Source organism: Pseudomonas sp. UMAB-08, assembly GCF_900095225.1.
Classification (GTDB): Bacteria; Pseudomonadota; Gammaproteobacteria; order Pseudomonadales; family Pseudomonadaceae; genus Aquipseudomonas.
In genome coordinates this window covers 26213-49139 of sequence record NZ_LT607438.1, presented here as the reverse complement: position 1 = coordinate 49139, position 22927 = coordinate 26213, and the positions used below count along the sequence as shown (strand labels likewise).

General features: G+C 58.4%; 24 protein-coding genes and 1 pseudogene. 9 read left to right on the top strand and 16 right to left on the bottom strand.

Going from position 1 to position 22927, the window contains the following annotated elements; genetic code table 11:
• The 8 genes from K0F75_RS24470 to K0F75_RS24435 all read right to left on the bottom strand — a co-directional run.
• The coding region (locus tag K0F75_RS24470; RefSeq protein ID WP_257604479.1) for a DUF2235 domain-containing protein at window positions 1–1656 on the bottom strand (1656 nt) is incomplete at its 3' end.
• A gap of 90 nt (window positions 1657–1746) precedes the next feature.
• The gene (locus tag K0F75_RS24465) at window positions 1747–2304 is read right to left on the bottom strand and encodes a DUF3304 domain-containing protein (RefSeq protein ID WP_219064541.1); all 558 of its coding nucleotides are present in this window, start codon (window positions 2302–2304) and stop codon (window positions 1747–1749) included.
• A gap of 434 nt (window positions 2305–2738) precedes the next feature.
• The gene (locus K0F75_RS24460; RefSeq protein ID WP_219064540.1) at window positions 2739–4076 is read right to left on the bottom strand and encodes a HAMP domain-containing sensor histidine kinase; all 1338 of its coding nucleotides are present in this window, start codon (window positions 4074–4076) and stop codon (window positions 2739–2741) included.
• Between the two features lie 69 nt (window positions 4077–4145).
• The gene (locus K0F75_RS24455) at window positions 4146–4565 is read right to left on the bottom strand and encodes an LTXXQ domain protein (RefSeq protein ID WP_219064539.1); all 420 of its coding nucleotides are present in this window, start codon (window positions 4563–4565) and stop codon (window positions 4146–4148) included.
• Window positions 4566–4698: 133 nt separating this feature from the next.
• A complete protein-coding gene (locus K0F75_RS24450; protein WP_219064538.1) occupies window positions 4699–5376 on the bottom strand; it encodes a response regulator transcription factor in 678 nt (225 codons plus the stop codon).
• A gap of 7 nt (window positions 5377–5383) precedes the next feature.
• Window positions 5384–5794 carry a translation initiation factor 2 gene (locus K0F75_RS24445; RefSeq protein ID WP_219064537.1) on the bottom strand — a complete coding sequence of 137 codons (411 nt, stop codon included), beginning with the start codon at window positions 5792–5794 and terminating at the stop codon, window positions 5384–5386.
• A 124-nt stretch (window positions 5795–5918) separates the two neighbouring features.
• Window positions 5919–6218, bottom strand: a complete 300-nt coding sequence (locus K0F75_RS24440) for a YciI family protein (RefSeq protein ID WP_219064536.1) — start codon at window positions 6216–6218, stop codon at window positions 5919–5921.
• A gap of 2 nt (window positions 6219–6220) precedes the next feature.
• Complete coding sequence (locus K0F75_RS24435; protein ID WP_219064535.1) at window positions 6221–6817, bottom strand: septation protein A; 597 nt, start codon at window positions 6815–6817, stop codon at window positions 6221–6223.
• Window positions 6818–6883: 66 nt separating this feature from the next.
• On the opposite strand from K0F75_RS24435, the gene K0F75_RS24430 reads away from it, so the two are divergent.
• From K0F75_RS24430 to scpB, 4 genes are all read left to right on the top strand, one after another.
• A complete protein-coding gene (locus K0F75_RS24430; protein ID WP_219064534.1) occupies window positions 6884–7744 on the top strand; it encodes a PHP domain-containing protein in 861 nt (286 codons plus the stop codon).
• Between the two features lie 13 nt (window positions 7745–7757).
• The gene (locus tag K0F75_RS24425; protein ID WP_219064533.1) at window positions 7758–8387 is read left to right on the top strand and encodes an L-threonylcarbamoyladenylate synthase; all 630 of its coding nucleotides are present in this window, start codon (window positions 7758–7760) and stop codon (window positions 8385–8387) included.
• Between the two features lie 120 nt (window positions 8388–8507).
• Window positions 8508–9206, top strand: coding sequence for a ScpA family protein (locus K0F75_RS24420; protein ID WP_219064543.1), 699 nt, complete (start codon window positions 8508–8510; stop codon window positions 9204–9206).
• Between the two features lie 75 nt (window positions 9207–9281).
• Entirely contained in the window at window positions 9282–10055 is a 774-nt protein-coding gene (gene scpB / locus K0F75_RS24415; RefSeq protein WP_219064532.1) for an SMC-Scp complex subunit ScpB, read from the top strand.
• 66 nt (window positions 10056–10121) lie between these two features.
• Here scpB and K0F75_RS24410 read toward each other — a convergent pair whose 3' ends face one another.
• The gene (locus K0F75_RS24410; protein WP_219064531.1) at window positions 10122–10958 is read right to left on the bottom strand and encodes a 23S rRNA (adenine(2030)-N(6))-methyltransferase RlmJ; all 837 of its coding nucleotides are present in this window, start codon (window positions 10956–10958) and stop codon (window positions 10122–10124) included.
• 284 nt (window positions 10959–11242) lie between these two features.
• On the opposite strand from K0F75_RS24410, the gene K0F75_RS24405 reads away from it, so the two are divergent.
• The 3 genes from K0F75_RS24405 to K0F75_RS24395 all read left to right on the top strand — a co-directional run bounded on the left by K0F75_RS24405 (window position 11243) and on the right by K0F75_RS24395 (window position 14994).
• Window positions 11243–11509: a hypothetical protein gene (locus tag K0F75_RS24405; protein ID WP_219064530.1), complete on the top strand. Its 267-nt coding sequence runs from the start codon at window positions 11243–11245 to the stop codon at window positions 11507–11509.
• A 393-nt stretch (window positions 11510–11902) separates the two neighbouring features.
• Window positions 11903–13312, top strand: coding sequence for a 23S rRNA pseudouridine(2605) synthase RluB (gene rluB, locus K0F75_RS24400; protein ID WP_219064529.1), 1410 nt, complete (start codon window positions 11903–11905; stop codon window positions 13310–13312).
• Window positions 13313–13584: 272 nt separating this feature from the next.
• The gene (locus K0F75_RS24395) at window positions 13585–14994 is read left to right on the top strand and encodes an amino acid permease (RefSeq protein ID WP_219064528.1); all 1410 of its coding nucleotides are present in this window, start codon (window positions 13585–13587) and stop codon (window positions 14992–14994) included.
• Window positions 14995–15123: 129 nt separating this feature from the next.
• Here the strand turns inward: K0F75_RS24395 and K0F75_RS24390 are convergent, their stop codons facing one another.
• Both K0F75_RS24390 and K0F75_RS24385 read right to left on the bottom strand, forming a co-directional pair.
• Window positions 15124–15525 (bottom strand): type II toxin-antitoxin system MqsA family antitoxin, encoded by a 402-nt coding sequence (locus K0F75_RS24390; RefSeq protein WP_219064527.1) that lies wholly within the window; start codon window positions 15523–15525, stop codon window positions 15124–15126.
• Window positions 15526–15527: 2 nt separating this feature from the next.
• Window positions 15528–15824, bottom strand: a pseudogene (locus tag K0F75_RS24385) (type II toxin-antitoxin system MqsR family toxin).
• Between the two features lie 211 nt (window positions 15825–16035).
• Here K0F75_RS24385 and arfB point away from each other — a divergent pair.
• Window positions 16036–16449 carry an alternative ribosome rescue aminoacyl-tRNA hydrolase ArfB gene (gene arfB, locus K0F75_RS24380; protein WP_219064526.1) on the top strand — a complete coding sequence of 138 codons (414 nt, stop codon included), beginning with the start codon at window positions 16036–16038 and terminating at the stop codon, window positions 16447–16449.
• A gap of 35 nt (window positions 16450–16484) precedes the next feature.
• On the opposite strand, the gene K0F75_RS24375 is transcribed toward arfB, so the two are convergent.
• The 5 genes from K0F75_RS24375 to phhA form a co-directional block, all read right to left on the bottom strand.
• Complete coding sequence (locus tag K0F75_RS24375) at window positions 16485–17693, bottom strand: MFS transporter (protein ID WP_219064525.1); 1209 nt, start codon at window positions 17691–17693, stop codon at window positions 16485–16487.
• 150 nt (window positions 17694–17843) lie between these two features.
• Window positions 17844–18032: a hypothetical protein gene (locus tag K0F75_RS24370; protein ID WP_219064524.1), complete on the bottom strand. Its 189-nt coding sequence runs from the start codon at window positions 18030–18032 to the stop codon at window positions 17844–17846.
• 509 nt (window positions 18033–18541) lie between these two features.
• Window positions 18542–19732 carry an amino acid aminotransferase gene (locus K0F75_RS24365; RefSeq protein ID WP_219064523.1) on the bottom strand — a complete coding sequence of 397 codons (1191 nt, stop codon included), beginning with the start codon at window positions 19730–19732 and terminating at the stop codon, window positions 18542–18544.
• Window positions 19732–20088: a 4a-hydroxytetrahydrobiopterin dehydratase gene (locus K0F75_RS24360; RefSeq protein ID WP_219064522.1), complete on the bottom strand. Its 357-nt coding sequence runs from the start codon at window positions 20086–20088 to the stop codon at window positions 19732–19734. The genes K0F75_RS24365 and K0F75_RS24360 overlap by 1 nt, the downstream gene beginning before the upstream one ends.
• A 14-nt stretch (window positions 20089–20102) precedes the next feature.
• Entirely contained in the window at window positions 20103–20894 is a 792-nt protein-coding gene (phhA, locus tag K0F75_RS24355) for a phenylalanine 4-monooxygenase (RefSeq protein WP_219064521.1), read from the bottom strand.
• A 266-nt stretch (window positions 20895–21160) separates the two neighbouring features.
• Between phhA and K0F75_RS24350 the strand changes: the two genes are divergently transcribed.
• On the top strand, window positions 21161–22711 hold the full coding sequence (locus tag K0F75_RS24350) for a sigma-54-dependent transcriptional regulator (RefSeq protein ID WP_219064520.1): 1551 nt from the start codon (window positions 21161–21163) through the stop codon (window positions 22709–22711).
• Window positions 22712–22927 lie beyond the last annotated feature (216 nt).

Genomic DNA, 22927 nt, shown 5'->3' with positions numbered 1-22927 from the left:
CATGGCCCTGTCCATCTGGCGCTGATCGAGCGTGGGTTCAAAGGCTTTATGGGTATTAAAGTCGATGGGGTTTTCCGCGCCGACGCGTTGTTCATAACCCTGTTTGAGCGCCCGATATTCCTGATGCGTTGCCAGCGTGCTGCCCGACAACTCCTTGAGCGGTTGGCCCTCATGGTTGGCCTTGTTCTCGGCCAGCTGTCGCTCATGCAGCGCTTTAAGGGCATCCCACTCTTCCTGGGTCATGTCCTTGCCTGTGACATGCTGGTAAGCGGAGGTTGTCCTGAAGTGAAAACTGCCATAACGATTGATCCGCCACCCCGTCAGTAGCGCCTGCTCACCGGCCAAGGCGTCTTCCAGCGGGCCGGTTTTGTGGTGGGCTAGCCAGGTGTTGAAGCGGTGAGTGAGGGTTTCGGAGACGTCGAAGACGATTTCTGTTTCTTCCGCCATTGCCAGCCACGGCCAGACCTGTCTCTGTTCGTAGCTGAGCACGTCTTTCGGCGCCTGTAACGGTGCACCCACGGCATAAGCTTCGGCGTACATGTGCTGCAATGGGATTTGTGACATCACGTCCTGAGGGCCACCCAGTGACTTGCCCTGATCGCCCGGCGAATACCCACCACCGACATCGGAGTGCATGCCGGGGTACAGGTATTCGACCGTATTGGCGCGGTAGGTCGAAGGGCAACGCGGGTCATCGGGGTCGTTCTTGCGCCGGATCGAGTCCACCGGGAAACAGGTGCGTTGCTCGTGGGCGGCGACCAGATGCACGCAGCGCTCCAGAAACGTCTCCGAGTCCGACAGGCGCATGGAGTCATCGGCCCACCCCATATGACCCTCGGCGAACGGCATCGCGTAGGCCATGCCGGTGGAGGACACGGTGTCGAACAGGCCCAGGAAGGCAATGCAGATCGGCAGGCCGGCAAACAGGTAACAGGTTTCACCCTCGACCTCGACTTGGGTCAGGCTCTCCAGCCAGGTGGCAAAGGCCCGGGCTTCGGCGGCGCCCCGGGAAAAGCCATACACGTACAGGCGCAGGCCGATGATTCTGGGTTGGGTCTTGCGCGCATGCACGTAGTCGACCTTTTTTTGCAGCGCCAGCAACGGCGCGTGGAGGGCCTCTTGCCGACGGCTGTCGCCACTCTTGATCAACGTCGCGCCGAGCATCTCTTCAGTGAACGAGGTGCCCATTTTTTGCACCAGCTCGAAGGCTGCATCCACGGCTATCGGGTCTTCTCCGCAGGCCCGGCCTACCGCATCCAGCAGGCGCGTAATACCCCAATTGATCCGATTCTCGCCACCGACCGCGCCGATCAGCCCCAGGTCTCGTGGTTCGAACTCACCGATTTCCTTGAACTCGGTGCCGACCCCTTGAATGTAATAGGCGTAAAACCCGTTTGTGTTCGCCCGGCTCTGCTCTGTGCCTGAGTTGGCGCCGACGCTGGCGTGGTAAAGCCGTGCGACGTTGCTGGTGCTCGGGGGTTGACCGAGTTTGTCCGAGGGTTCGTGGTTGTTGGTGCCGTCGAAACACAAGGTGATGTTCAGCACATTGATGCACGGCGCGCCGGAATAGGTTTCACCCGCCGCCTTGGCGGCCCGTTTAGCCGCATAGGCCGCCAACAGTTTGGGCCGATACTGTGTGCGGTAGTTAAGCGCCACATCCTCGGATGTGCGCGGCAGCAGCCCCCTCTTTTGGGAACGGCGGGGTCGGCGTTAAAGGCGCCGAGGCCGGGCGTTGAGAACCTGAATTCAAGGTAATGGACATTTGGCAGGGACTTCCATCTTGAGGGGGTAGTTGTAGGGATGATTGGGGCGACCGTGGTAGCTAGGACTGGCGGCGACCTTGACTTGATCGCAAGGCAGAAAATGCACATTGACCAGGCCGAGTTGCTCATACGGTGCCACCTCCACGACGGCGCGATGGCGGGTGTATTTGGATTGGTGTTCTCTTGCAGCCTTTCGCCAAGCATCTGAGTAGCGAGGTTTGGGCCAGTTAACTGAGTCACCGGTATTTGGATCCCTCTCCCACTCGACCACCACGGTCAGGCCGGGATGCCACTTGCGCGGCAGGCTCACGCAGCAGTTCTGCTTGCCGCCCCCGCCGTAAGGGCCGATGTTCGGCCCGCCGTTGCCGTTGACCATGAAGTAGTTGATCGCCGCTGAGGTGTGGCTGTACCCCTCGATAGGCGCGCCCAGTCGGTCGGGCAGAGATTTGCTGCACGCTTGCAGCGCAAGGCAGGCGAGTACGCCGGCCACCCATACCGTCGGACGGCGACGTATCGAACCAGAATTCAAGGCACTGGACATACAGGAGGCACTTCCATTTTGCGGGGATAGATAAAGGGGTAGCCCGATTTCCCGGGCAGCTCCACGACAAAAGGGTTCCGTCCAGGCCTGGCGGTGGTCAGGCTAAAGCCTGGCTGATGAGCTAACGCTGGCATTCCGCTGTCCTGCCTTTTGTAAGGAGAGTTGTCCAAGGCATGTTCGGCGAAAGGTTTTTTATCGTCTGTAGGTCAAATCCGCGCTGAGTTGCGGGAAAGGTCTGAAATGTTGACTCATAAAAAAACCGCCGTTCGTGAGAACGGCGGTTTTGGGGGGCGTGGCGTTAGCGTGAATGAAATGGAAATAATAAAATGTGCCCTGACGTCCGATATCGACCCGGGCTTATCGCAACGTTCGGCAGCACCTACAGTGAATGGGTGTTCAGCCCAAGACCCGCGAATTTATTCGAAGGCATCCGCTCAAGCACCCGGGTTAACGGGCTCCAAAGGTAGATCCAGCGTCGCCACGAACCCGCCTTGGGGATGGTTGGTCAGGGTCAGGTAGCCGCCGTGCCGTTCGGCCGCACGCTTGGCGATTGCGAGTCCCAGGCCGTGGCCCGGCGCGCTCTGGCCGGGGGCGCGGAAGAAGGGTTCGCCTAGCTGAGACAGGTGTTCCGAGGCCACTCCGGGGCCATGGTCACGGACGCTGATCAGCAATCGGCCACCCTCGCACTGCGCTTGCAAGTCAATGGCTTGGCCTGCCGGGTTGAAGCGCAGGGCATTGCGCAACAGGTTATCCAGCGCCCGCTCGAGCATGTCGGGCCAGCCTTGCAACTCGACACCGTCTTGCACCCAAACCCGCACCTCCTGTTCCGGGACGTTGAGCAGGGCGTCGCTTTGTAAATGGTGCAGCAGCGCGTCCAGATCCACGGGCTCTGCGGTGCCAAAATCAGCGTCCAGGCGTGCCAGCACGAGAATCTCGCTGATCAATGCTTCCAGCCGATCACATTCGCGGGCCAGACGCGGCCAGAGCTTCTCGCGCTCAGCCGGTTCGGCACGTTCGGCCAGCGCCAATGCGATGCGCAGCCGTGCGAGCGGTGAGCGCAACTCGTGGGACACATCGCGCAATAACTGACGCTGGCTGCTGATCAGGCTCTGCAGGCGCGCGCCCATGCGGTTGAAATCGGTGGCCAGCACGCCGAACTCGTCCCGGCGGTTGGCCAGTTGCGCAAGGCTGTTCTGTTGGTAGGTGGTTTGCCCCAGGTCATCCACGGCACTGCGCAGGCGGCTGAGTGGGCGGGTGATGGACAGCGTCACCAGCAGGCTGAACAACGTCAGCACCACCAAAGCAATGCCCAGGGCGCTGAGAGGCCAAAGCAGGCTTTCACGGTGCCAGGCGTCAAGTTCCGGGTGGGGGATCCGGTAGATCAGTAAATACGTTTCGGCTGTTTTCGGGCTGGTGTATTCGGTGGTCAGGCGACGCCACGGTAATTGGCGGGGGTCGTTGTGTTGGCGTGCTTCAAATGCCGCTGCACGGGGCGGAAACGTCCCGCGTACCAAGGGCTCGCCGCTTTCGTTAAGGACCTGGACGTCAATGTGATAGCGCCGTTTACTCTGTTGCAGGTAGTCCTGTGCAGCGTCTTCGCCCTGGTTTTCGTAGAGTTCGGTCCAGTTCTGCGCCAGGTTGGCCAGGCCCGGATGGCGACTGAGGATCCACGCATCTTGATTGAGCATATGCCCGAGCAAAATAGACAGGCCTGCAACCAAGGCGATGGCTAACCAGAAGCTGGCCAGGATTCGCCAGAACAATGAACGCACGTGAATACCTCAAACGATAAAAGCCCGACACACGTGAGCGTATCGGGCGGGTAAGGAGTCGGTTCGCCGTTATTGGGCTTGCTGAGCTTTCTGGGCTTTCCAGGTCTGGAACTCGGCATGCTCTGCGCGACGTTGGGCTTCTTTTTGCTGGATCACGTCGAACTGCTTTTGCTGATCAGGTTTCAGCAGTGCGCGGACGTCGCTTTGGGCCTTTGTGTGTTTGGCGTCGATCTCATCCTGCATGCTTTTCTGCTGTGCTGGTGGCAGCATTTGCAGATAACGCTGGGTGATTTCATCACGGCTACGTTTTTGCTCAAACATGATTCGGCCGATTTGTTGGCGTTGGTCCGGTGTCAGGTTCAGCTCGCTGTAAGGGCTGTGACCATGCATGCCCGGGCCACCGTGACCCATGCCGCCTTCTGGCGGCGCGGCCATCGCGATAGCAGGCAACGAAGCAGCAAACAGCAGGGCGATTAAAGTCTTGCGCACGGTGTATCTCCTTGTCTCGAATCCGGCTCGTTGCCGGTTGAGGCCAGTGTAGGGAGATCAAGGTCAGCGGCGGTCAGCACTCGGTAAAGCTTGAGTAAAGAGCTTCTGGCCTGAAACTGACAGAAGCAGGCCCTCAGACACTGTAGTAATAACCGCGACTGCGCAGCGCAACGATTCGTGGACGGCCGTCGGCATGAGGCCCGATCTTCTTGCGCAGGTTGCTGATGTGCATGTCCAGGCTGCGATCATAGAGCGTCAATTTGCGACCCAGTGCCAGTTGCGCCAGCTCTTGCTTGTCCAGCGGTTCGCCGGGTTGGCGCAGGAGCGCCTCGAGCAGGCGGCTTTCGGAGACGGTCAGCGTGAACTCATGCTCGTCGATAATCACCACGCCGCGCACGGGGCTGAAGCATAAGTCGCCGAGTTCGAGCTGACTGGACACTGCCGGGGGATGGCTACGGCGCAAAACCGCGCGCAGGCGTGCCGTCAACTCCCGAGGGTCGCAGGGTTTGGCCAGGTAATCGTCGGCGCCCAGTTCCAGGCCGAGAATCCGGTCCAGCGGTTCGCCCCGGGCCGACAGCATCAGCACGGGCAAGTCGGGGTGATCGTTGCGCAGTTGTTTGAGCAGTTCCAGACCGCTGCCATCGGGCAGCATCACATCCAGCACTACGGCTGCGGGTTGCGATTGAGCCAGTGCGCGTCTGGCGCTATGGCCGTCGTGGCAAGCCTGCACCTGAAAGCCTTCCTGGCTCAGCCAACTGCTCAGAAGCTCGCAGAGCTCCTGATCATCATCAATTAATAACAGTTCGCTCATGATTCACTCAATTCAGCCACTGACGGCGCTGTCTACGCCAGCCACTGGCAAAGATACCGCAGAGTAGGGCGATCACCGCAACTCCACCCCCGACAACGAACCATTGTTGCTCATCCGTAAACATGCGTGGAGGCAAGACGGACTGTGCTTCTTTGAGTTGCAACTTGAGGCGTTGGTTTTCCAGGCGCAAGCGACTGAGTTGCGGGCTTTCGCGTTCGGTGTCGACACCCTGTATATGGTTACTCAACTCTTCGCGCTGGTGCTCGCTTTCTTTGAGGCGCTGTTGCAACTCGGTGATCTGGCTGCTGGCGCTCGGCGATAGGAGCTTGGCGTTGTTGGCACCGGATAACTCGTCAGCCTGGGCGGTAACCCCAAGGGTTAGCACGGTCAACAGCAGACACAACGGACCTGAACGCATCTGAACTCCTATATTTTTATTGAGTGTTCAGCAGGTTGTCGGCAGGTTATCGAGAATAGTGAGCAAGCGAAAAGGGTAATCGGCAAGCGCCGCGATGATTGAGCGCGGCGCCTGCGCAAGCCTGTTACGGCAGGGTTTGTCTGAACGGCTTGACCAGGACGTTGGCGTATACGCCGGCGGCAACGAACGGATCGGCGTCAGCCCAGGCCTGTGCGGCGCTGAGGGATTCAAACTCGGCGACGATCAGGCTGCCAGTGAAGCCGGCAGCACCGGGGTCGTTGCTGTCGATGGCCGGGTTCGGACCTGCCAACACCATTCGACCTTCATCCTTGAGCGCGACGAGCCGCGCCAGGTGATCAGGCCGCGCAGCCAGGCGTTTTTCGAGCGAATTGGCGACGTCTGTAGCAATGATGGCGTAAAGCATGGTCAGTCCTTGGTTTTAGGAGTGGAAGGGTCCGCGTCGTGCATGTGGCGGGCCAGGAATATCCCTTGGCCGACCAGAAACAGCAAGGTCATGCCCAGGCTGCCGAAGACTTTGAAATCTACCCAGAAATCCTGATAGGTGAAGGCCACATACAGATTGGCCGTGCCGCAGAACAGGAAGAAGAAGACCCAGGCGATGTTCAGTCGGGTCCAGATCGGCTGGGGCAGGGTCAATGCATGGCCCATGATGCGCTGGATCAATGGGCGGTCACCGATGAAGTGACTGCCTGCGAATGCCAGGGCGAACAGCCAGTTCACAACTGGCGCCTTCCATTTAAGAACGGCTTCGCTATGGAAGGCCAAGGTCAGGCTGCCGAACACCAGGCAGGCGATCAGGGTCAGCCATTGGCTTTTTTCCAGTTTGCGCTGGGTGATGAACAAAATGCCGTAGACCACGAGCGAGCTGATGATCAGCATCGCGGTAGCGCTGAAAATTCCGCCTACCATGAAGCTGTGACCCAGAATGTCGACGGCGCGGGGGTCGATCTTGTAGACGATGAAAAACAGGAGCAGCGGGATGAAGTCGATGAATTGTTTCACAATGGCAGCCAGAAGCAGGATGTGGCGGCATAATAACAAACATCAATGACAGCGAAAGCGCCTCCTATGAATGTTGACCTGCACTGCCACAGCACCGCTTCCGATGGCGCCCTCGCGCCCGCGGTCCTGGTTGCGCGTGCTTATGAAAACGGAGTGCGGGTCCTGGCCCTTACTGATCACGATACCCTTGAAGGCCTCGAAGAGGCCCGTACTGCGGCGCTTGCGCTGAATATGCAGCTGGTCAATGGGGTGGAATTATCCTGCACCTGGGGTGGGGCAACTGTCCACATTCTGGGCTACGGTTTTGATATGAAAGCCCCGGCATTGGTCGATGCCATTGACCGTTTACACCATGGACGCTGGTTGCGCGCCGAAGAAATAAGCCGAAAATTAGCGATCAAAGGTATGCCGGGGGCCCTGGAAGGTGCTCGTGCGATCCAGCAAGCGCTGGGTGACAGCGGTAATGCTCCGGCGCGACCGCACTTCGCGGACTTCATGGTGAGTGCCGGTTTTGTCAAAGATCGCGCCGAGGCATTCCGCAAATGGCTGGGCGCTGGCAAGCTGGGCGACGTCAAGCAGCATTGGCCTACTCTGGAAGAAACTGTCGCGACCTTACGCGAGTCCGGGGCCTGGGTCAGTCTGGCGCACCCTTGGCATTATGATTTCACCCGCAGTAAACGTCGTAAGCTGATCGCCGCCTATATTGAGGCTGGCGGTCACGCTATCGAGGTGGTTAATGGTCTGCAACCTGCGGAGCAGGTGGGTAGTCTGGCCATTCTGGCTCGTGAGTTCGGTCTGCTGGTAACTGCCGGCAGTGACTTTCATGCCCCTGGCGCTTGGTCCGAGATTGGCGTTTATCGCCCGTTACCGGAGGATCTTCCGCCACTTTGGTGTCGATTCAAACATGACCAGCCTACTGCCGTCTGAACAGGAAGATACCGTGAGTCAATTTTTCCAGGTCCATCCGGAAAACCCGCAGGCACGTCTGATAAAGCAGGCGGTGGAGATTATCAAGGCCGGTGGCCTGGTGGTGTATCCCACGGATTCGTCCTACGCCTTGGGCTGCCAGATCGGTGATAAAAACGCCATTGAGCGCATCCGCCGCTTGCGCCAATTGGACGACAAACACAACTTCACCCTGTTGTGTTGCGACCTGTCTCAGCTGGGGACCTATGCCAAGGTCGACACTGCGGCGTTCCGCGCGCTCAGGAACCACACGCCTGGGCCTTACACCTTTATTCTCAACGCCACGCGTGAAGTGCCGCGGTTGATCCTGCACCCCAAACGCCGGACCATCGGCTTGCGCGTGCCAAGCCATCCCATTGCGCAGGCGTTGCTTGAGGAGCTGGGCGAGCCGCTGATGAGCGTGAGCCTGATCATGCCGGGTGAAACCGTGCCTTTGAGCGATCCATACGAGATGCGTCAAATATTGGAGCATCAGGTCGACCTGATCATTGATGGCGGCATCGGTGGCATCTCGGCGTCCACCGTGATCAATCTGGCCGATGGCGAGCCGCAAGTGATACGGGTGGGCTGTGGCGATCCGCGACCGTTTGGGGTTCAGCCCTAGATGACAGTGGTCGAGGCGGTTGATAGCCAGGCGGATGCCCAGCAGGAGCTGCCGTTCGCCATGGTCTATGGTCAGGCGGTCATGCACATGCCGCTGGACCTGTACATCCCGCCGGATGCGCTGGAGGTCTTCCTCGATGCGTTCGAAGGTCCGCTGGACTTGTTGCTGTACCTGATTCGTAAACAGAACATCAACATCCTCGATATTCCCGTGGCGGAAATCACCCGTCAGTACATGGGGTATGTCGAGCTGATGAAAACCGTGCGCCTGGAGCTGGCGGCCGAGTACCTGGTGATGGCGGCCATGCTCGCCGAAATCAAATCGCGGATGCTGTTACCTCGCTCGGCTGAGATTGAGCAGGAAGAAGACGATCCGCGCGCTGAGTTGATCCGACGTCTGCAAGAGTACGAGCGCTTCAAAGCCGCCGCCGAAGGTATTGATGGCTTGAGTCGGGTAGGGCGTGATGTGGTCGTGCCCAGGCTGGATGCCCCCGAAGCGCGTGCGCGCCGGTTGCTGCCGGATGTCAGCCTGGAAGAGCTGTTGATGTCCATGGCTGAAGTCCTGCATCGGGGTGACATGTTCGAAAGCCACCAGGTCAGTCGCGAAACGCTGTCGACCCGGGAGCGCATGAGCGATGTGCTTGAACGCCTCAAGGGTGGCGGGTTTGTGCCGTTCTCCGAGCTGTTCACGGCCGAAGAAGGGCGCTTGGGCGTTGTGGTGACCTTTATGGCGGTCTTGGAACTGGTCAAGGAGTCCTTGGTCGAGCTGGTGCAGAACGAACCCTTTGCGGCGATCCATGTCCGGGCGCGAGCCGAATAGCGGTTTAGCTGAATAGCTGAATAAATAAAAGACGCGCACGACTGAAGCGCGGCGAGCCTGATAAAGAGCCAAACGATGAATTTGAACGAGCCGCGCGAGCTGGCCCCCCTGCTCGAAGCTTTTCTGCTGGCCTCCGGTAAACCTGTATCGCTGGAACGCCTGTTCGAGCTGTTCGAGGAGGGCGAGCGTCCCGAGCCGCCGGTATTCAAGAAAGCCCTGCAATTGCTGGGAAAATCTTGCGAAGGCCGGGCTTTCGAGCTCAAGGAAGTGGCCTCAGGGTATCGTTTGCAGATCCGAGAGCGTTTTTCGCCGTGGGTTGGTCGGCTCTGGGAAGAGCGGCCGCAGCGTTATTCCCGGGCGATGCTGGAAACCATGGCGCTGATTGCCTATCGCCAGCCCATCACTCGGGGCGAGATCGAGGATGTGCGGGGCGTGGCGGTCAACAGCCATATCGTCAAAACCTTGCTGGAACGCGAGTGGATCAGAATCGTCGGCTACCGTGACGTGCCCGGAAAACCGGCAATGTTTGCCACCACCAAGGCGTTTCTTGATCACTTCAACCTGAAAAACCTCGACGACTTGCCGCCACTGGCCGACCTGCGGGAGCTGGAGCCAGATCCGATTCTCGATTTCGACGACGCTCCGGTGCCCGCCAGCCTGCAGGCCCTGGCTGACGCGAGTCTCGACCCCGACGCTGAGCCAGAGCCGCCGCGTGATGAAACCAGCTTCCGCAGTCTGCTGGTAGAGCTCGATTCGATGGAACTGGGACTCAAGACTGATTTTGATGATTTGCTGCGTCAGGACATTGAGGCCGAGGCAGATGAAAGTGAGGGCACGGATCCCCTGTGACGGCTGTGTGGGAATTCATTCGCGAAGGAGCCAGATCAATCACCGACGATTGATCTGGCCTCCAACTTACTCGGCGATCAACCAATCCATGCGCCAATCACCCTGGGTTTGCCCCAGTGTCTTGGCCAGCCATGGCATCAGCTCACGCAGTTCCTCTTCCAGACCCCAAGGCGGGTTGGCGATGGCCAGGCCCGAGCCGTTCAGACTCTGCGGCGTATCCAGCGGATGCACGAATAGCTCCACCCGCAGCAACTTCGGCGCACCGGTCTCGGCCAGGTCTTGATAGAAGCGCTTGAGCAGGCGCTGGTCCTTGATCGGGTACCAGATTGCGGTCACGGTCTGACGCATGCGGCCGACGGCTTCTTTGAGGGCCACGGCACAGCGTTTCATTTCGTCGAGCTGTTCGAACGGCGGGTCGATCAGCAACAACCCACGCTTTTCCGCCACGGGCAGCAGCGCACGCGGCACGTGCCAGCCTTCGCCCAAATGCACCGCAACGCGGCGATCTCCCCTCATGTTCTCTTTAAGCAGCCGCCCGTCTTCGGGGTGCTTCTCATTGAGCAGGATGCGCTCGCGCTCGCGGGTAAGGCGGCGGGCAATTTCCGGAGACCCGGGGTAATAACGCAGCTCGCCATCGGGGTTCATGTCGTGCAGCACTTGCAGGTAATCGGCCGTCAGCGCAGGCAGGTCCGGCGCGTCCCACAGGCGCGCGATGCCCTCGAGCCATTCGCCCGTGCGGGTGGCCTGATCGCCTTTGAGGTCATACAGACCAATCCCGGCGTGGCTGTCGATATAAGCGAACGGCTGCTCCTTGCGCGCCATCAGGGCGATCAAGCGAGTCAGAATCAGATGTTTGAACACGTCGGCATGGTTGCCAGCGTGGAAGGCGTGACGGTAATTCATGGCAACTCCTGGGTGGCAGCGAAGTTTACATGAGTTTTCGACAGACAAAAAAAGCCCCGGTTAAGCCGTCACAAAACCGGGGCTGAGGTATTACGCGATGCAGAGGGTGACCAAACCATGCGCCGCGCATTATCGAGTGACGCCAGTGTGCCTGCAGACCCGACTGGCGAGTTAGCCGAAAACGACCTGTTCATAGGTATATCGGACACCGTCGATCAGAAGCCTTGCCGACATTCGAGAGCGCTACCAGAATCGACCCACACCCCATAACAGGAGCGGACGTGATGATGCATGCGGATTTGATTGACCAAGAGGACCTGATTGGCCAACTCAGGTCACTGGGTTTCGAAATGCCTTCAGGCGCAACCGCCGAGCAGGCCTGCACCCAAGCGGTCTGCGGCCTGACGGACGCCCGCGCCACAGCCTTGCGACGGTTGGTCGAACAGATGCTCACCGGCAGCGCAACCATCCTGCCCGCCGTGCGCCAGGCGATTGATCAACAGTTGCTGCCCGCACTGGCTGCGTACAAACAGAGCCGCGCGCAGGGCTGAGTTCGCGGATGTACGGCGTAAGAAAGTGCTCTGTATCTTCCGATGCGGGCATTTTCTTGAATCCCCAAGGGGATTTCCAGATGCTCACACAGCCTGCGTTCAACCAAAAAACACTGCATCAGCGTCTGCACGTTCGATGTCGATAAAAGCTCGTTGCTGGCCGGGTCGGCAGTGCGTTTACTTCAGTTAAAAGCCACCGGTCGGCGGAAAAAGAAGTAAGGCGCTGCATTTGCACGAGTCCCTGATGCGCGGCGCGCGCCTTGAGCGTATCATTCGCGCCCTTTTGGCGATTTATCCTCGTCATCAGGCACGGCTTCAAGTCATCAGATTTTAGCAACCAGGTCGCGCCATTTCTCAGCACGATCTGTTATCGACACACCGGGAGGTGCCCAGATGAGTGTACAAGACAAGCAAGACAGCCAGGAAATCGGTCCTGCAGGCGAAAAACTGCAAAAGGTTCTGGCACGCATTGGCGTAGGTTCTCGCCGTGACGTAGAAGCCTGGATCAGCCAAGGCCGAATCAAGGTCAATGGCAAAGACGCGACCCTCGGTCAGCGCGTAGATTTGCACGATGCCATCGCCATCGACGGTCGTGTGATCAAGCGCGAAGAAACTGCCGAATCGGTACGCCGCGTCATTCTCTACAACAAACCAGACGGTGAAATCTGCACCCGTGACGACCCAGAAGGTCGTCCGACCGTGTTCGATCGCCTGCCGCGCCCTAAAGAAGGCCGCTGGGTCAACATTGGTCGTCTGGACATCAACACCACCGGCTTGCTGATGTTCACCACCGACGGTGAGTTGGCCAACCGCTTGATGCACCCGTCGTTTGAAATGGACCGTGAATACGCCGTCCGTGTGCGTGGCGAAGTCGATGACGACATGCTGCTGCGTCTGAAAACCAGCGTGGTGCTGGAAGACGGCCCGGCACGCTTCACCGATATCAAGCAAGCGCCAGGCGGTGAAGGTTTCAACCACTGGTATCACTGCGTGGTGATGGAAGGTCGCAACCGCGAAGTGCGTCGCCTGTGGGAATCCCAAGGGCTGGTGGTCAGCCGCTTGAAGCGCGTGCGTTACGGTCCGGTGTTCCTCAACTCCGACCTGCCGATGGGCCGCTGGCGCGAAATGAGCCAGTACGAAGTTGACGTTCTCAGTGCCGAAGTCGGCCTGACGCCTGTGGCTCAGCCGCAGATGAACGCCAAGGTCAAAGACAAAATGGAACGTTTGCAGCGTCAATCGTCTCGCCCTCTGGGTAAAGGCGAGCGCGTACGTACGTTGCGTCCAGCCAACCCGGCTCCGGCAGGCGAGCGTCCAGCCCGTCAGCCACAGGTGACCGGCAGCGAGCGCGATCGTCCGCGCGCGGATTCTACGGGTCGCGATCAGCGTCCTGCAGGGCCGCGTTCGGATTCGTCGAGTCGTGGTCCGCGTCCAGCTACCGGCCGTACCGACTCGGCTAACCGTCCGTTGCGTGGCCGCAGCGAAGGTGCCGATCGTCCAGCGCGCAAGCCGCGTGAAGACGGTGACAGCGCTCCGCGTACGCCGCGCAGCGATTCTGTCGAGCGTTCTCCTCGTGCACCGCGTGGCGATTCGCCACGCACGCCGCGCCCTGCTGCCGGTCGTTCTGACAGCCGTGGCACGCCAGTGGCCGAGCGTCCTAGTGACGTGAGCAAGCGTCCGGGCAAGCCTAAACAGCAGCGTCCAGGCATTGTTCTGGTGGACAACGGCAAGCCTTCGGGCAAGCGCAACGGCCCACCGGCAGGCTCCGGTCAGCGTCCGGGCTTTGGTCGTCGCAAGCCGCAGTAATCGCGTGCGGTGAACAAAAAACGCCAATCGAAAGATTGGCGTTTTTTTTTGTTTGATGATTGTCGCTTACCTTCGATAGCTGACCGACCGAATAGCTTTCCAGCACGCCTGGACCCTTTCGGCGGTGTACACTACCTCGCGTTTTTTCTGTGATTCAACGGCGTAACTGCGCATCCAACACATTCAGGGCTATCCGCCTTGTTGCACTCCGCTGCGTCATGAGCGCGGTGGATTCGGTTCCGTCACAGACAATAAAAATCAGGTGACTATCAATGAGTGAACAAAACTCACATTCGGGCGAGCTGAAGCGCGGCCTTAAAAACCGCCATATCCAGCTGATTGCGCTGGGCGGCGCTATCGGCACAGGCTTGTTCCTTGGTTCGGCAGGCGTGCTCAAGTCGGCCGGTCCGTCGATGATTCTCGGCTACGCGATCTGCGGCTTTATCGCTTTCATGATCATGCGCCAGCTCGGCGAAATGATTGTCGAAGAGCCGGTGGCCGGTTCCTTCAGTCATTTCGCTCACAAATACTGGGGCGGCTTTGCGGGCTTCCTCTCTGGCTGGAACTGCTGGGTACTTTATATTCTGGTTGGCATGTCGGAGCTCACGGCGGTCGGCAAGTACGTGCATTACTGGTGGCCAGAGATTCCGACCTGGGCCTCGGCCGCCGTATTCTTTGTGATGATCAATGCGGTCAACCTGGCCAACGTCAAGGTGTTCGGGGAAGCCGAGTTCTGGTTCGCCATCATCAAGGTCGTGGCCATTGTCGGCATGATCGCCCTCGGCAGCTACCTGTTGGTCAGCGGCAACGGCGGCCCGCAAGCGGCAGTGAGTAACCTGTGGGAGCACGGTGGCTTCTTCCCCAATGGGGTCAAAGGTCTGGTGATGGCATTGGCGATCATCATGTTTTCCTTTGGTGGCCTGGAAATGCTCGGTTTCACCGCAGCAGAAGCCGACCAGCCGAAAACCGTGATTCCCAAGGCCATCAATCAAGTGATCTACCGGATACTGATTTTCTACATCGGCGCCTTGGTCGTACTGCTTTCGTTGACCCCGTGGGACAGCCTGCTTGCGAGCCTCAATGCCTCCGGCGATGCCTACAGCGGCAGCCCGTTCGTGCAAGTGTTCTCGATGTTGGGCAGCAACACGGCGGCGCACATTCTCAACTTCGTGGTGTTGACAGCCGCCTTGTCGGTCTATAACAGCGGCACCTACTGCAACAGCCGGATGTTGTTAGGCATGGCAGAGCAGGGCGATGCACCTAAAGCGTTGGCGCAGGTCGATAAGCGTGGTGTGCCGGTTCGGGCGATTGCTGTGTCGGCGTTGGTGACGTTCGTTGCGGTGGTGCTCAACTATCTGGTCCCACAAAATGCGCTGGAACTGCTGATGTCGCTGGTGGTGGCCACGCTTGTGATCAACTGGGCGATGATCAGCTACTCACACCTGAAGTTCCGCCAGCACATGGTGCGTACGCATCAGACGCCCTTGTTCAAGGCGTTCTGGTACCCGTACGGCAACTATCTGTGCCTGGCTTTCGTGGTGTTCATCCTCGGCATCATGTTGTTGATTCCAGGCATTCAGGTGTCGGTTTACGCGATTCCGGTCTGGTTGCTGGTGATGTGGGTTTGCTACAACGTCAAAAACAAGCGCAGTGATGCGGCTGGCGTGAAGGCGTTGACGTAGTGCTTCTATGCGGGTGATTGCTAACAATTCAGCACGATAAGAGGCCGCGTAGTGCCTTTAAACAACTGACTTGGTGGTGCGGGTCAGCGCGATACCCGGTTGGGGAATATATCAACCGGGTAAAGGCGCTTATGCCATCCTGACTTCGTCCAACAGCTCGGGGTGACGATCAAGCACCTTGAGCAGCTTCACCAACGCCAATGGCGGCTTGGTCTTGCCATTCTCGTATCGCGAGAACGCATTGATGCCACCGCCGAAAATCTCCGCAGCCTCACGCTGATCGAGCGCAAGCTTTTTACGGACCGTGGAGATAAAGCCAGGATCGACAATGGAGGCATTTATCTGCTTGTTGAACGCCAGCATCGCAGTGCTGACTCGGGTCGATTCGACGATATCAAGCACAGACTCGCCGCAGGCCGGGCAGTAGTCGCCGGTGACGGACGGAATAACTGTTGATTCATTTTTGTAGGTGTACGGCATATCGCGAGTGTCATGTACCAGTTCAGCCGCTGCACACGATGGACATTTCATGTTCATAGCTCCTTGAAGGACACGATGAGCACATCATCAATGACCGTGAGTTTTAGATAAACCTCCCCGGCTACGCTGGTGTGCCGGTACACGTCCTGCCAAACCTTATGATCGGCGTGCGTGGTCATGCTTTTGTAGAAGTCTGCCGGGGCCAGTGCCATGACAACGCTGATAATGCCTTCAAAGTCGAAGCCGAGCGCGGCACCGCCAGCCAGCGCTGATCAGGTTGACCGCACCTTGCCGGCTTCGATCAAGGCTTTGACAATGGGTAGCTTGCAGTGGGGTGCTTTTTTCTCCATAAATCGAAACTAACCTACTTGGTTTTTTTTGGCAAGTTGGTTAGTGGGCTATCAGTCGAATTTGCTTGGTCATTTTCCCGTTTCTTTCCCGCTTTGTGTGGAAAGGTACGTTGGAGAGTGGGCCATTGAGATAATAGAAAACCGTTTAACAGCCCATTAATCAAGGCTTTTGTGGTGCTACAGAGGCATACGGAATGTGTATGGAAGACCTATGTTGATAGTTTCCAGCAACGTGCATCTACCCGATGCCGAAATCGAGTTGACTGCCATCCGCGCTCAAGGCGCGGGTGGGCAGAACGTCAACAAGGTGTCGAGCGCAGTGCACTTGCGCTTCGATATCACTGCGTCGTCGTTGCCGCCGTTCTATAAGGAGCGGTTGCTGGCGTTGCGCGACAGCCGTATCACCGGCGACGGCGTGATCGTCATCAAGGCCCAGCAATACCGCACTCAGGAGCAGAACCGTGCCGACGCACTGGAACGCCTGAGCGAATTGATCATCAATGCGGCCAAGGTCGAAAAGAAACGACGCCCGACCAAGCCCACCCTGGGCTCGAAAAAGCGTCGTCTTGAAAGCAAAAGCCAGCGCGGCAACATTAAAGCCGGGCGCGGCAAGGTGGATTTCTAGGCCGGACCGCGAAGGTGATCCTGCCGGAGCAAAATCTAAACCGTGTAATCCCGTACAGGCTTCGTCTGGCGGTACAGATAGACACTGAGCAGCAGGCCGGCCATGGCCGCCAGCGCTGCAAACAGAAAGATCGAAGCAAAGCCGAAGCCAGCGGCAATCGCGCCAGCAACGGGGCCGGTAATACCCAGTGAGAGGTCGATGAACAGTGAGTACGCGCCCACAGCCGCCCCACGGCTAGAGGCCGGTACCAGATTCACAGCCTCGACACCCAGCGCCGGGAACACCAATGAGAAGCCAAAACCGGTGAGTGCAGCCCCGGCCAGGGCCAATGTTGGTGTGGGTGCAAGCCACAACAACAGCAAGCCAATGCTTTCCACCGACAGACAGGCAATCGCCACCCGGAAGCCGCCCAGGCGGTTGATCAAGTTACCGAACAGTAACCGTGCGCCGATGAAACAGGCGCCGAACAGGCTCAGGCATAGCACTGCGTTCGGCCAGCTATGGCTGGCGTAATAGAGGGTGATGAAGGTGGCGATGGTGCCAAAACCAATCGAACCGAGCGCCAGCCCCGTGCCGTGAGGCAATACTCGACCCAGGACATGCAGAAAGGGCATGCGCTCTCCATGAACAATGGGTGCGGCTTGCTTGGGCCATGCCAGCGCGAAACCGATACTGGCGAGCAGGATGATACTCACGCCCATGCTCCATAAGCCGAGCTGCTGGACCAGCAGCACGCCCATGGGGGCGCCTATTGCCAGCGCGCCATAACTGGCGATGCCGTTCCAGGAAATGACTTTGGCGGTGTTTTGCGCGCCGACCCGACCGATGCCCCAGCCAATCGAGCCTGAGCCCACTAGGCTTTCCGCGCTGCCTAACACCAGTCGACCGATTAGCAGGCTGATCAGACTGAGCATCGGCATGCTTTGTAGCCAGGCCGAGAGCAGCATGAACACGCCGCTGAGACCGCACCCAGCCAAACCGTAAAGCACAGCTTTTTTGCTGCCAAGGTTGTCGATGATGCGGCTTGCATAGGGGCGACTGAGCAGCGTGGCCAGGTATTGCACGCTGATCACCAGGCCAGCGGCCACGGCGCCAAACCCTAAATCACTGTGCACGTAGCCGGGGAGGACGGCGAGGGGAATGCCGATGTTCAGATAACCGATAAACGTGAACAGGACGATAGAAACGACCTGCAGCGTAACGGCCATAGGTCGTTGTGAGGCGGCAGACGGGGTGTCTTGCATGGGTAAAATCCACGGTTGCGACAGCGTTGGAAAATGCTCAAGGTGTAGCGGAAGAATCGTTTCAGCTTGAGGCGCGCTCAAGGCTGCTTATGATAGCGGCGGTTGAGGCGATGCAGGGGAGGGTGAAGGCAAAACGTTGAAATAACGTGCTTATGACGCGGTGCCGCTAGCGGGTGCGAGCAATTGCGAAGCCACCAAGGCTGCCAGCGCATTTTCCTGGGTGCCGAAACGCTTGAGCAGCGCCGCCTTTTTTTCAGCGTTGAGGCGACCCCAGATGTCGATCATCTTCTCAGTGGTGCCCATTACGACGCTGGCTTGGGTGTCGGTGAGGTCGGTCATGGCAGGTTCCACCGTTGTTTAAGGCTGTTTTGCTCAGGAGCGGTCTTGTTTAGGGACGCTATCTGCAGCGGGTGCGGCAGGTATAACAGGCCGTATGAAACCAGGTAAAGAATACGGGTTTGGCATACGGCCTGGGAAAGTCGCCGTCAGTGTTTGTGTTTGACGCTGCGGCTGTCTTCAGTTTTGGCAGGGCTGGCCTTCAACTCGGTTTTTTTGTTTGGCTCTTGGTGGGCTGAGGGGGTCTGCTCAGGTTCTGGCAGGCTTGGGAAAGGAAAGTTAGGGATTTCATGCATCGTCGTCGCTCCGCGCAAGATCTGATTGAAGGTTGCTGGAAAGATCAGTGCTTTTAAAAAGCTTGGGCAGGATACAGCACTGGAAATGACAAACAGGTTTTTTATGACCGCCTTTTGTCACTTAAAGACACACGGCACGACGAATGACGAACCATAACGGCATAACGCAGTCGCGCCCTGACAGGGCGCGATGTTTGAAGCGGCAAGTGATTGGTTTCAGCAAACGGCGGCGATGGCCTGGGCCAGTAGATCCAGGCGCGAAGCATCAATCCCCGCGATATTGGCGCGTCCGGCACTGACCAGATAAACGCTGTGCTCATGGCGCAATCGCGCCACCTGATCATCATTCAGGCCGGTGTAGGAGAACATGCCGCGTTGCACGCCGATATGGGCGAAACGCTCGCCCAGGCCCAGCGGGGTCAACGCCTCGACCAAGCCTGCGCGCAGTTGCGCAATACGTGCGCGCATCTCTTCCACTTCATCGGCCCACAGGCTTTTCAGCTCGGGATCGCCGAGGATCTCGGCAACGATGGCCGCGCCATGATCTGGCGGGTTCGACCACAGGTTTCGCGCGATTGAAGAAAGCTGACTGCGTACATCCAGCAGTTTGTCTGCAGTACTGGCACACACCAGCAGGGCACCAGTACGTTCGCGGTACAGGCCGAAGTTTTTCGAGCAGGAACTGGTGATCAGTAACTCGGGCAAAGCCTCCGCGAACAGGCGCACTGCCCAGGCGTCTTGCTCCAGACCGTCGCCGAACCCCTGATACGCGAAATCGATCAATGGCAGCAGATCGCGACTGCGCACGATGTCCAGCACCTGTCGCCAATCGTCGTGGGACAGATCGAAGCCGGTGGGGTTGTGGCAGCAGGCATGCAGCAGCACGACGTCGCCACGTGGCACCTGATTCAAGGTGGCGAGCATGGCCTCGACGTTGAGGCGATTGTCGCTGCCCACGTACGGGTAATGACTGACCATGAGCCCGGCTTTGGCAAAGATGGTTTCATGGATCGGCCAGGTCGGGTCGCTCAGCCAGATACCGCGTCCCGGCAGGCAGTCAGCGATAAAGTCCGCGCACAGACGCAGGGCGCCGGTACCGCCTGGCGTCTGGGTCGCGCCAACGCGCTTGCTTGCCAGTAACGGCGAATCCTTGCCCAGCACCAACTCGCTGATCAGCGCGCCAAAGCGAGGCTCGCCATGACCGCCGATGTAGGTTTTGGTGGTTTGGGTGTCCAGCAGGCGCTGCTCGGCCAGCTTGACCGAGCGCAGGATCGGCGTCAGGCCCAATGCATCTTTATAGACGCCGACGCCAAGGTCGAATTTGTTCGGGTTCGGATCAGCCGCGTAAGCGTCGATCAACCCGAGAATCGGGTCGCCGGGCACTCGCTGGATGTCGTTGAAATGCATTACTTGCGGCCCTCGGCGCTTTTGGCCACTTCGTCAGTACGCGCGGCCATAATGAAATCGTTACGGTGCAGCCCTTTGATCGAGTGGCTCCACCAGGTCACGGTCACTTTGCCCCATTCGGTGAGCAAGCCAGGGTGATGACCCTCGGCTTCGGCAATTTCGCCGACAGCGTTGGTGAACGCAAGCGCGAACTTGAAATTCTTGAACAGGAAGACTTTTTCCAACTGCATCACGCTGTCGCGAACTTCGATGTTCCAGTCGGGGATCTGCTTGATCAGAATCGGCAATTCTTCATCGCTGACGTGTGGGGCGTCAGCGCGGCAGGCTACGCAATGGGCTTGGTTAAGAGTGCTCATAAATGGGTTCCTGATCAGGCAGCTTTGGGTTTGGGTGGGAATTTCGGTGCGTGCAGACCTAGCTGCATGCCTTGTTGGACCATGCCCATGATGTCTTCGTGGGCCAGGTCGAACAGCCGTTTCAGATTTGGCAGGACAAAGTACAAGGGCTGGAGGATATCGATCCGATACGGGGTGCGCATTGCATCCAGCGGATCGAACGCCTGATGTTCAGGCGCGGACGACAGGCTGTAAACCGTTTCTTTGGGCGAGGACAGAATGCCGCCACCGTAGATTCGACGGCCTTGCGGGGTGTCCACCAGGCCGAACTCGATGGTCATCCAGTACAGGCGCGCCAGGTAGACGCGCTGTTCCTTGGTCGCACTCAAGCCGAGCTTGCCATAGGTGTGGGTGAATTCGGCGAACCACGGGTTGGTCAGCAACGGGCAGTGACCAAAGATCTCGTGAAAAATGTCCGGCTCTTGCAGGTAGTCCAGTTCCGCTTCGCTACGAATGAACGTTGCCACCGGGAACTGTTTGTTGGCCAATAATTCGAAGAAGGTCTGGAACGGAATCAGGGCCGGGACGCGAGCGACTTGCCAGCCAGTGGCCGCGCCGAGGACTTTATTGACTTCACCCAATTGCGGGATGCGGTCATGGGGCAGTCCGAGTTGTTCGATGCCTTCAAGGTACTCCTGGCAGGCGCGGCCTTCGATCACCTTCAGTTGTCGAGTGATCAGGGTATTCCACACCGCATGCTCGGCAGCTGGGTAGTCGATAAAGCCGTTTGCGTCGGGCTCACGAGCTACGTAATGCGTTTGCGTCATGTTGCTCTCCTGGGGGCAATTCGTTGTTGTTATAAGGAGCTGTTATGGCTCTAGAGATAACTCAAACGACTCGTCCTGACAGCAGGTGGAATAGGGTATGCCTTAAAGAATAGACTGCTTTTCGTAACGATAAGTTTACGAAAGCGCTGCCGTGCCGTAATCCTTGTGTCGGAATGAGGTGATTTACACGCTTGCTGTCAGGTAATCGTTACGGATAATTTAGGCATACAGAAAATACCCGCCCGACAGACAGGATCGAATCGTTCATGCGTATCAAAGTGCACTGTCAAAACCGCATCGGCATCCTTCGCGACATTCTCAATTTGTTGGTCGAGTACGGGATCAACGTGGCGCGTGGTGAAGTGGGCGGCGAGCATGGCAACGCGATTTATCTGCATTGCCCAAACCTGATCAATCTGCAATTTCAGGCGATGCGTCCCAAGTTCGAGGCAATTGGCGGTGTATTCGGGGTCAAGCGCGTAGGGTTGATGCCCAGCGAACGGCGGCACATGGAGCTTAATGCGCTGCTTGGCGCGCTGGAGTTCCCCGTGTTGTCTATCGACATGAGCGGCTCCATCGTCGCGGCCAACCGCGCGGCGGCGCAGCTGCTGGGGGTGCGGGTCGATGAAGTACCGGGTATTGCGTTGTCGCGCTACGCCGAAGATTTCGATTTGCCAGCACTGGTTCGCACCAACAAATCACGAATCAACGGGCTGCGGGTCAAGGTCAAGGGCGATGTGTTTCTTGCCGACATCGCGCCGTTGCAATCGGAGCACGATGACAGCGAAGCCATGGCCGGTGCGGTGTTGACCCTGCACCGGGCAGATCGGGTCGGCGAGCGCATCTATCAGGTGCGCAAACAAGAGCTGCGCGGCTTCGACAGTATTTTCCAGAGTTCCAGGGTCATGGCCGCCGTAGTCCGCGAGGCTCGACGCATGGCGCCCCTGGACGCTCCGTTGCTGATTGAAGGCGAAACGGGGACCGGTAAAGAATTGTTGGCGCGGGCCTGCCACCTTGCCAGTCCGCGGGGACAATCGCCGTTGATGGCGCTCAACTGCGCTGGACTGCCGGAATCCATGGCCGAAACCGAGCTGTTTGGTTATGGCCCCGGCGCATTTGAAGGTGCGCGGGCCGAAGGCAAGCTGGGGTTGCTGGAGCTGACCGCAGGCGGCACGCTGTTCCTGGATGGTGTCGGCGAGATGAGTTCGCGTCTGCAGGTCAAGCTGCTGCGCTTCCTGCAGGATGGCTGCTTCCGCCGGGTCGGCAGCGATGAAGAGGTTTACCTGGATGTACGGGTGATGTGTGCGACGCAGGTTGATCTGTCTGAGCTGTGTGCCAGAGGTGAGTTCCGCCAGGACCTTTATCATCGGCTCAACGTGTTATCGCTGCACATCCCACCGCTTCGCGAATGCCTGGACGGTTTACCCCTGCTGGTTGACTACTTTCTCGACCAGGCAAGCCGGCAGATTGGCTGTCCTTTGCCCAAACTGGCGCCTGCCGCCATGGAGCGTCTGAGTCATTACCGTTGGCCTGGTAACGTGCGGCAGTTGGAGAACGTCCTGTTTCAGGCAGTTTCTCTGTGCGAAGACGGTATTGTCCGCGCCGAACATATACGACTTCCGGACTACGGTATGCGCCAGCCATTGGGGGATTTTTCGTTGGAAGGGGGGCTGGATGAAATCGTCGGGCGTTTCGAAAAGGCGGTGTTGGAACGCCTCCATTCGGAGTACCCAAGTAGCCGGCAGTTGGGCAAGCGTTTGGGTGTTTCACACACGACAATTGCCAATAAGTTGCGTGAGTATCACGTGGATAAATAAACATGATCAGGGTCAGCATTAAGCGCTATAAAGCCGGGTGCATGATCAGTGATAAAGAAATTAATACGCTGCGAATAGAGTGGCGGTCTTTATCGGGTGTGTTAATGCGCTCCACTCAAACAGGTGTGACGTGCGTTGATTAAATAAGCGATCGGTTGTTCTGAGTTTACATGCGTCAACGCCTCCTGGAATGCTCCAGGAGGCGTTGACGTGGTG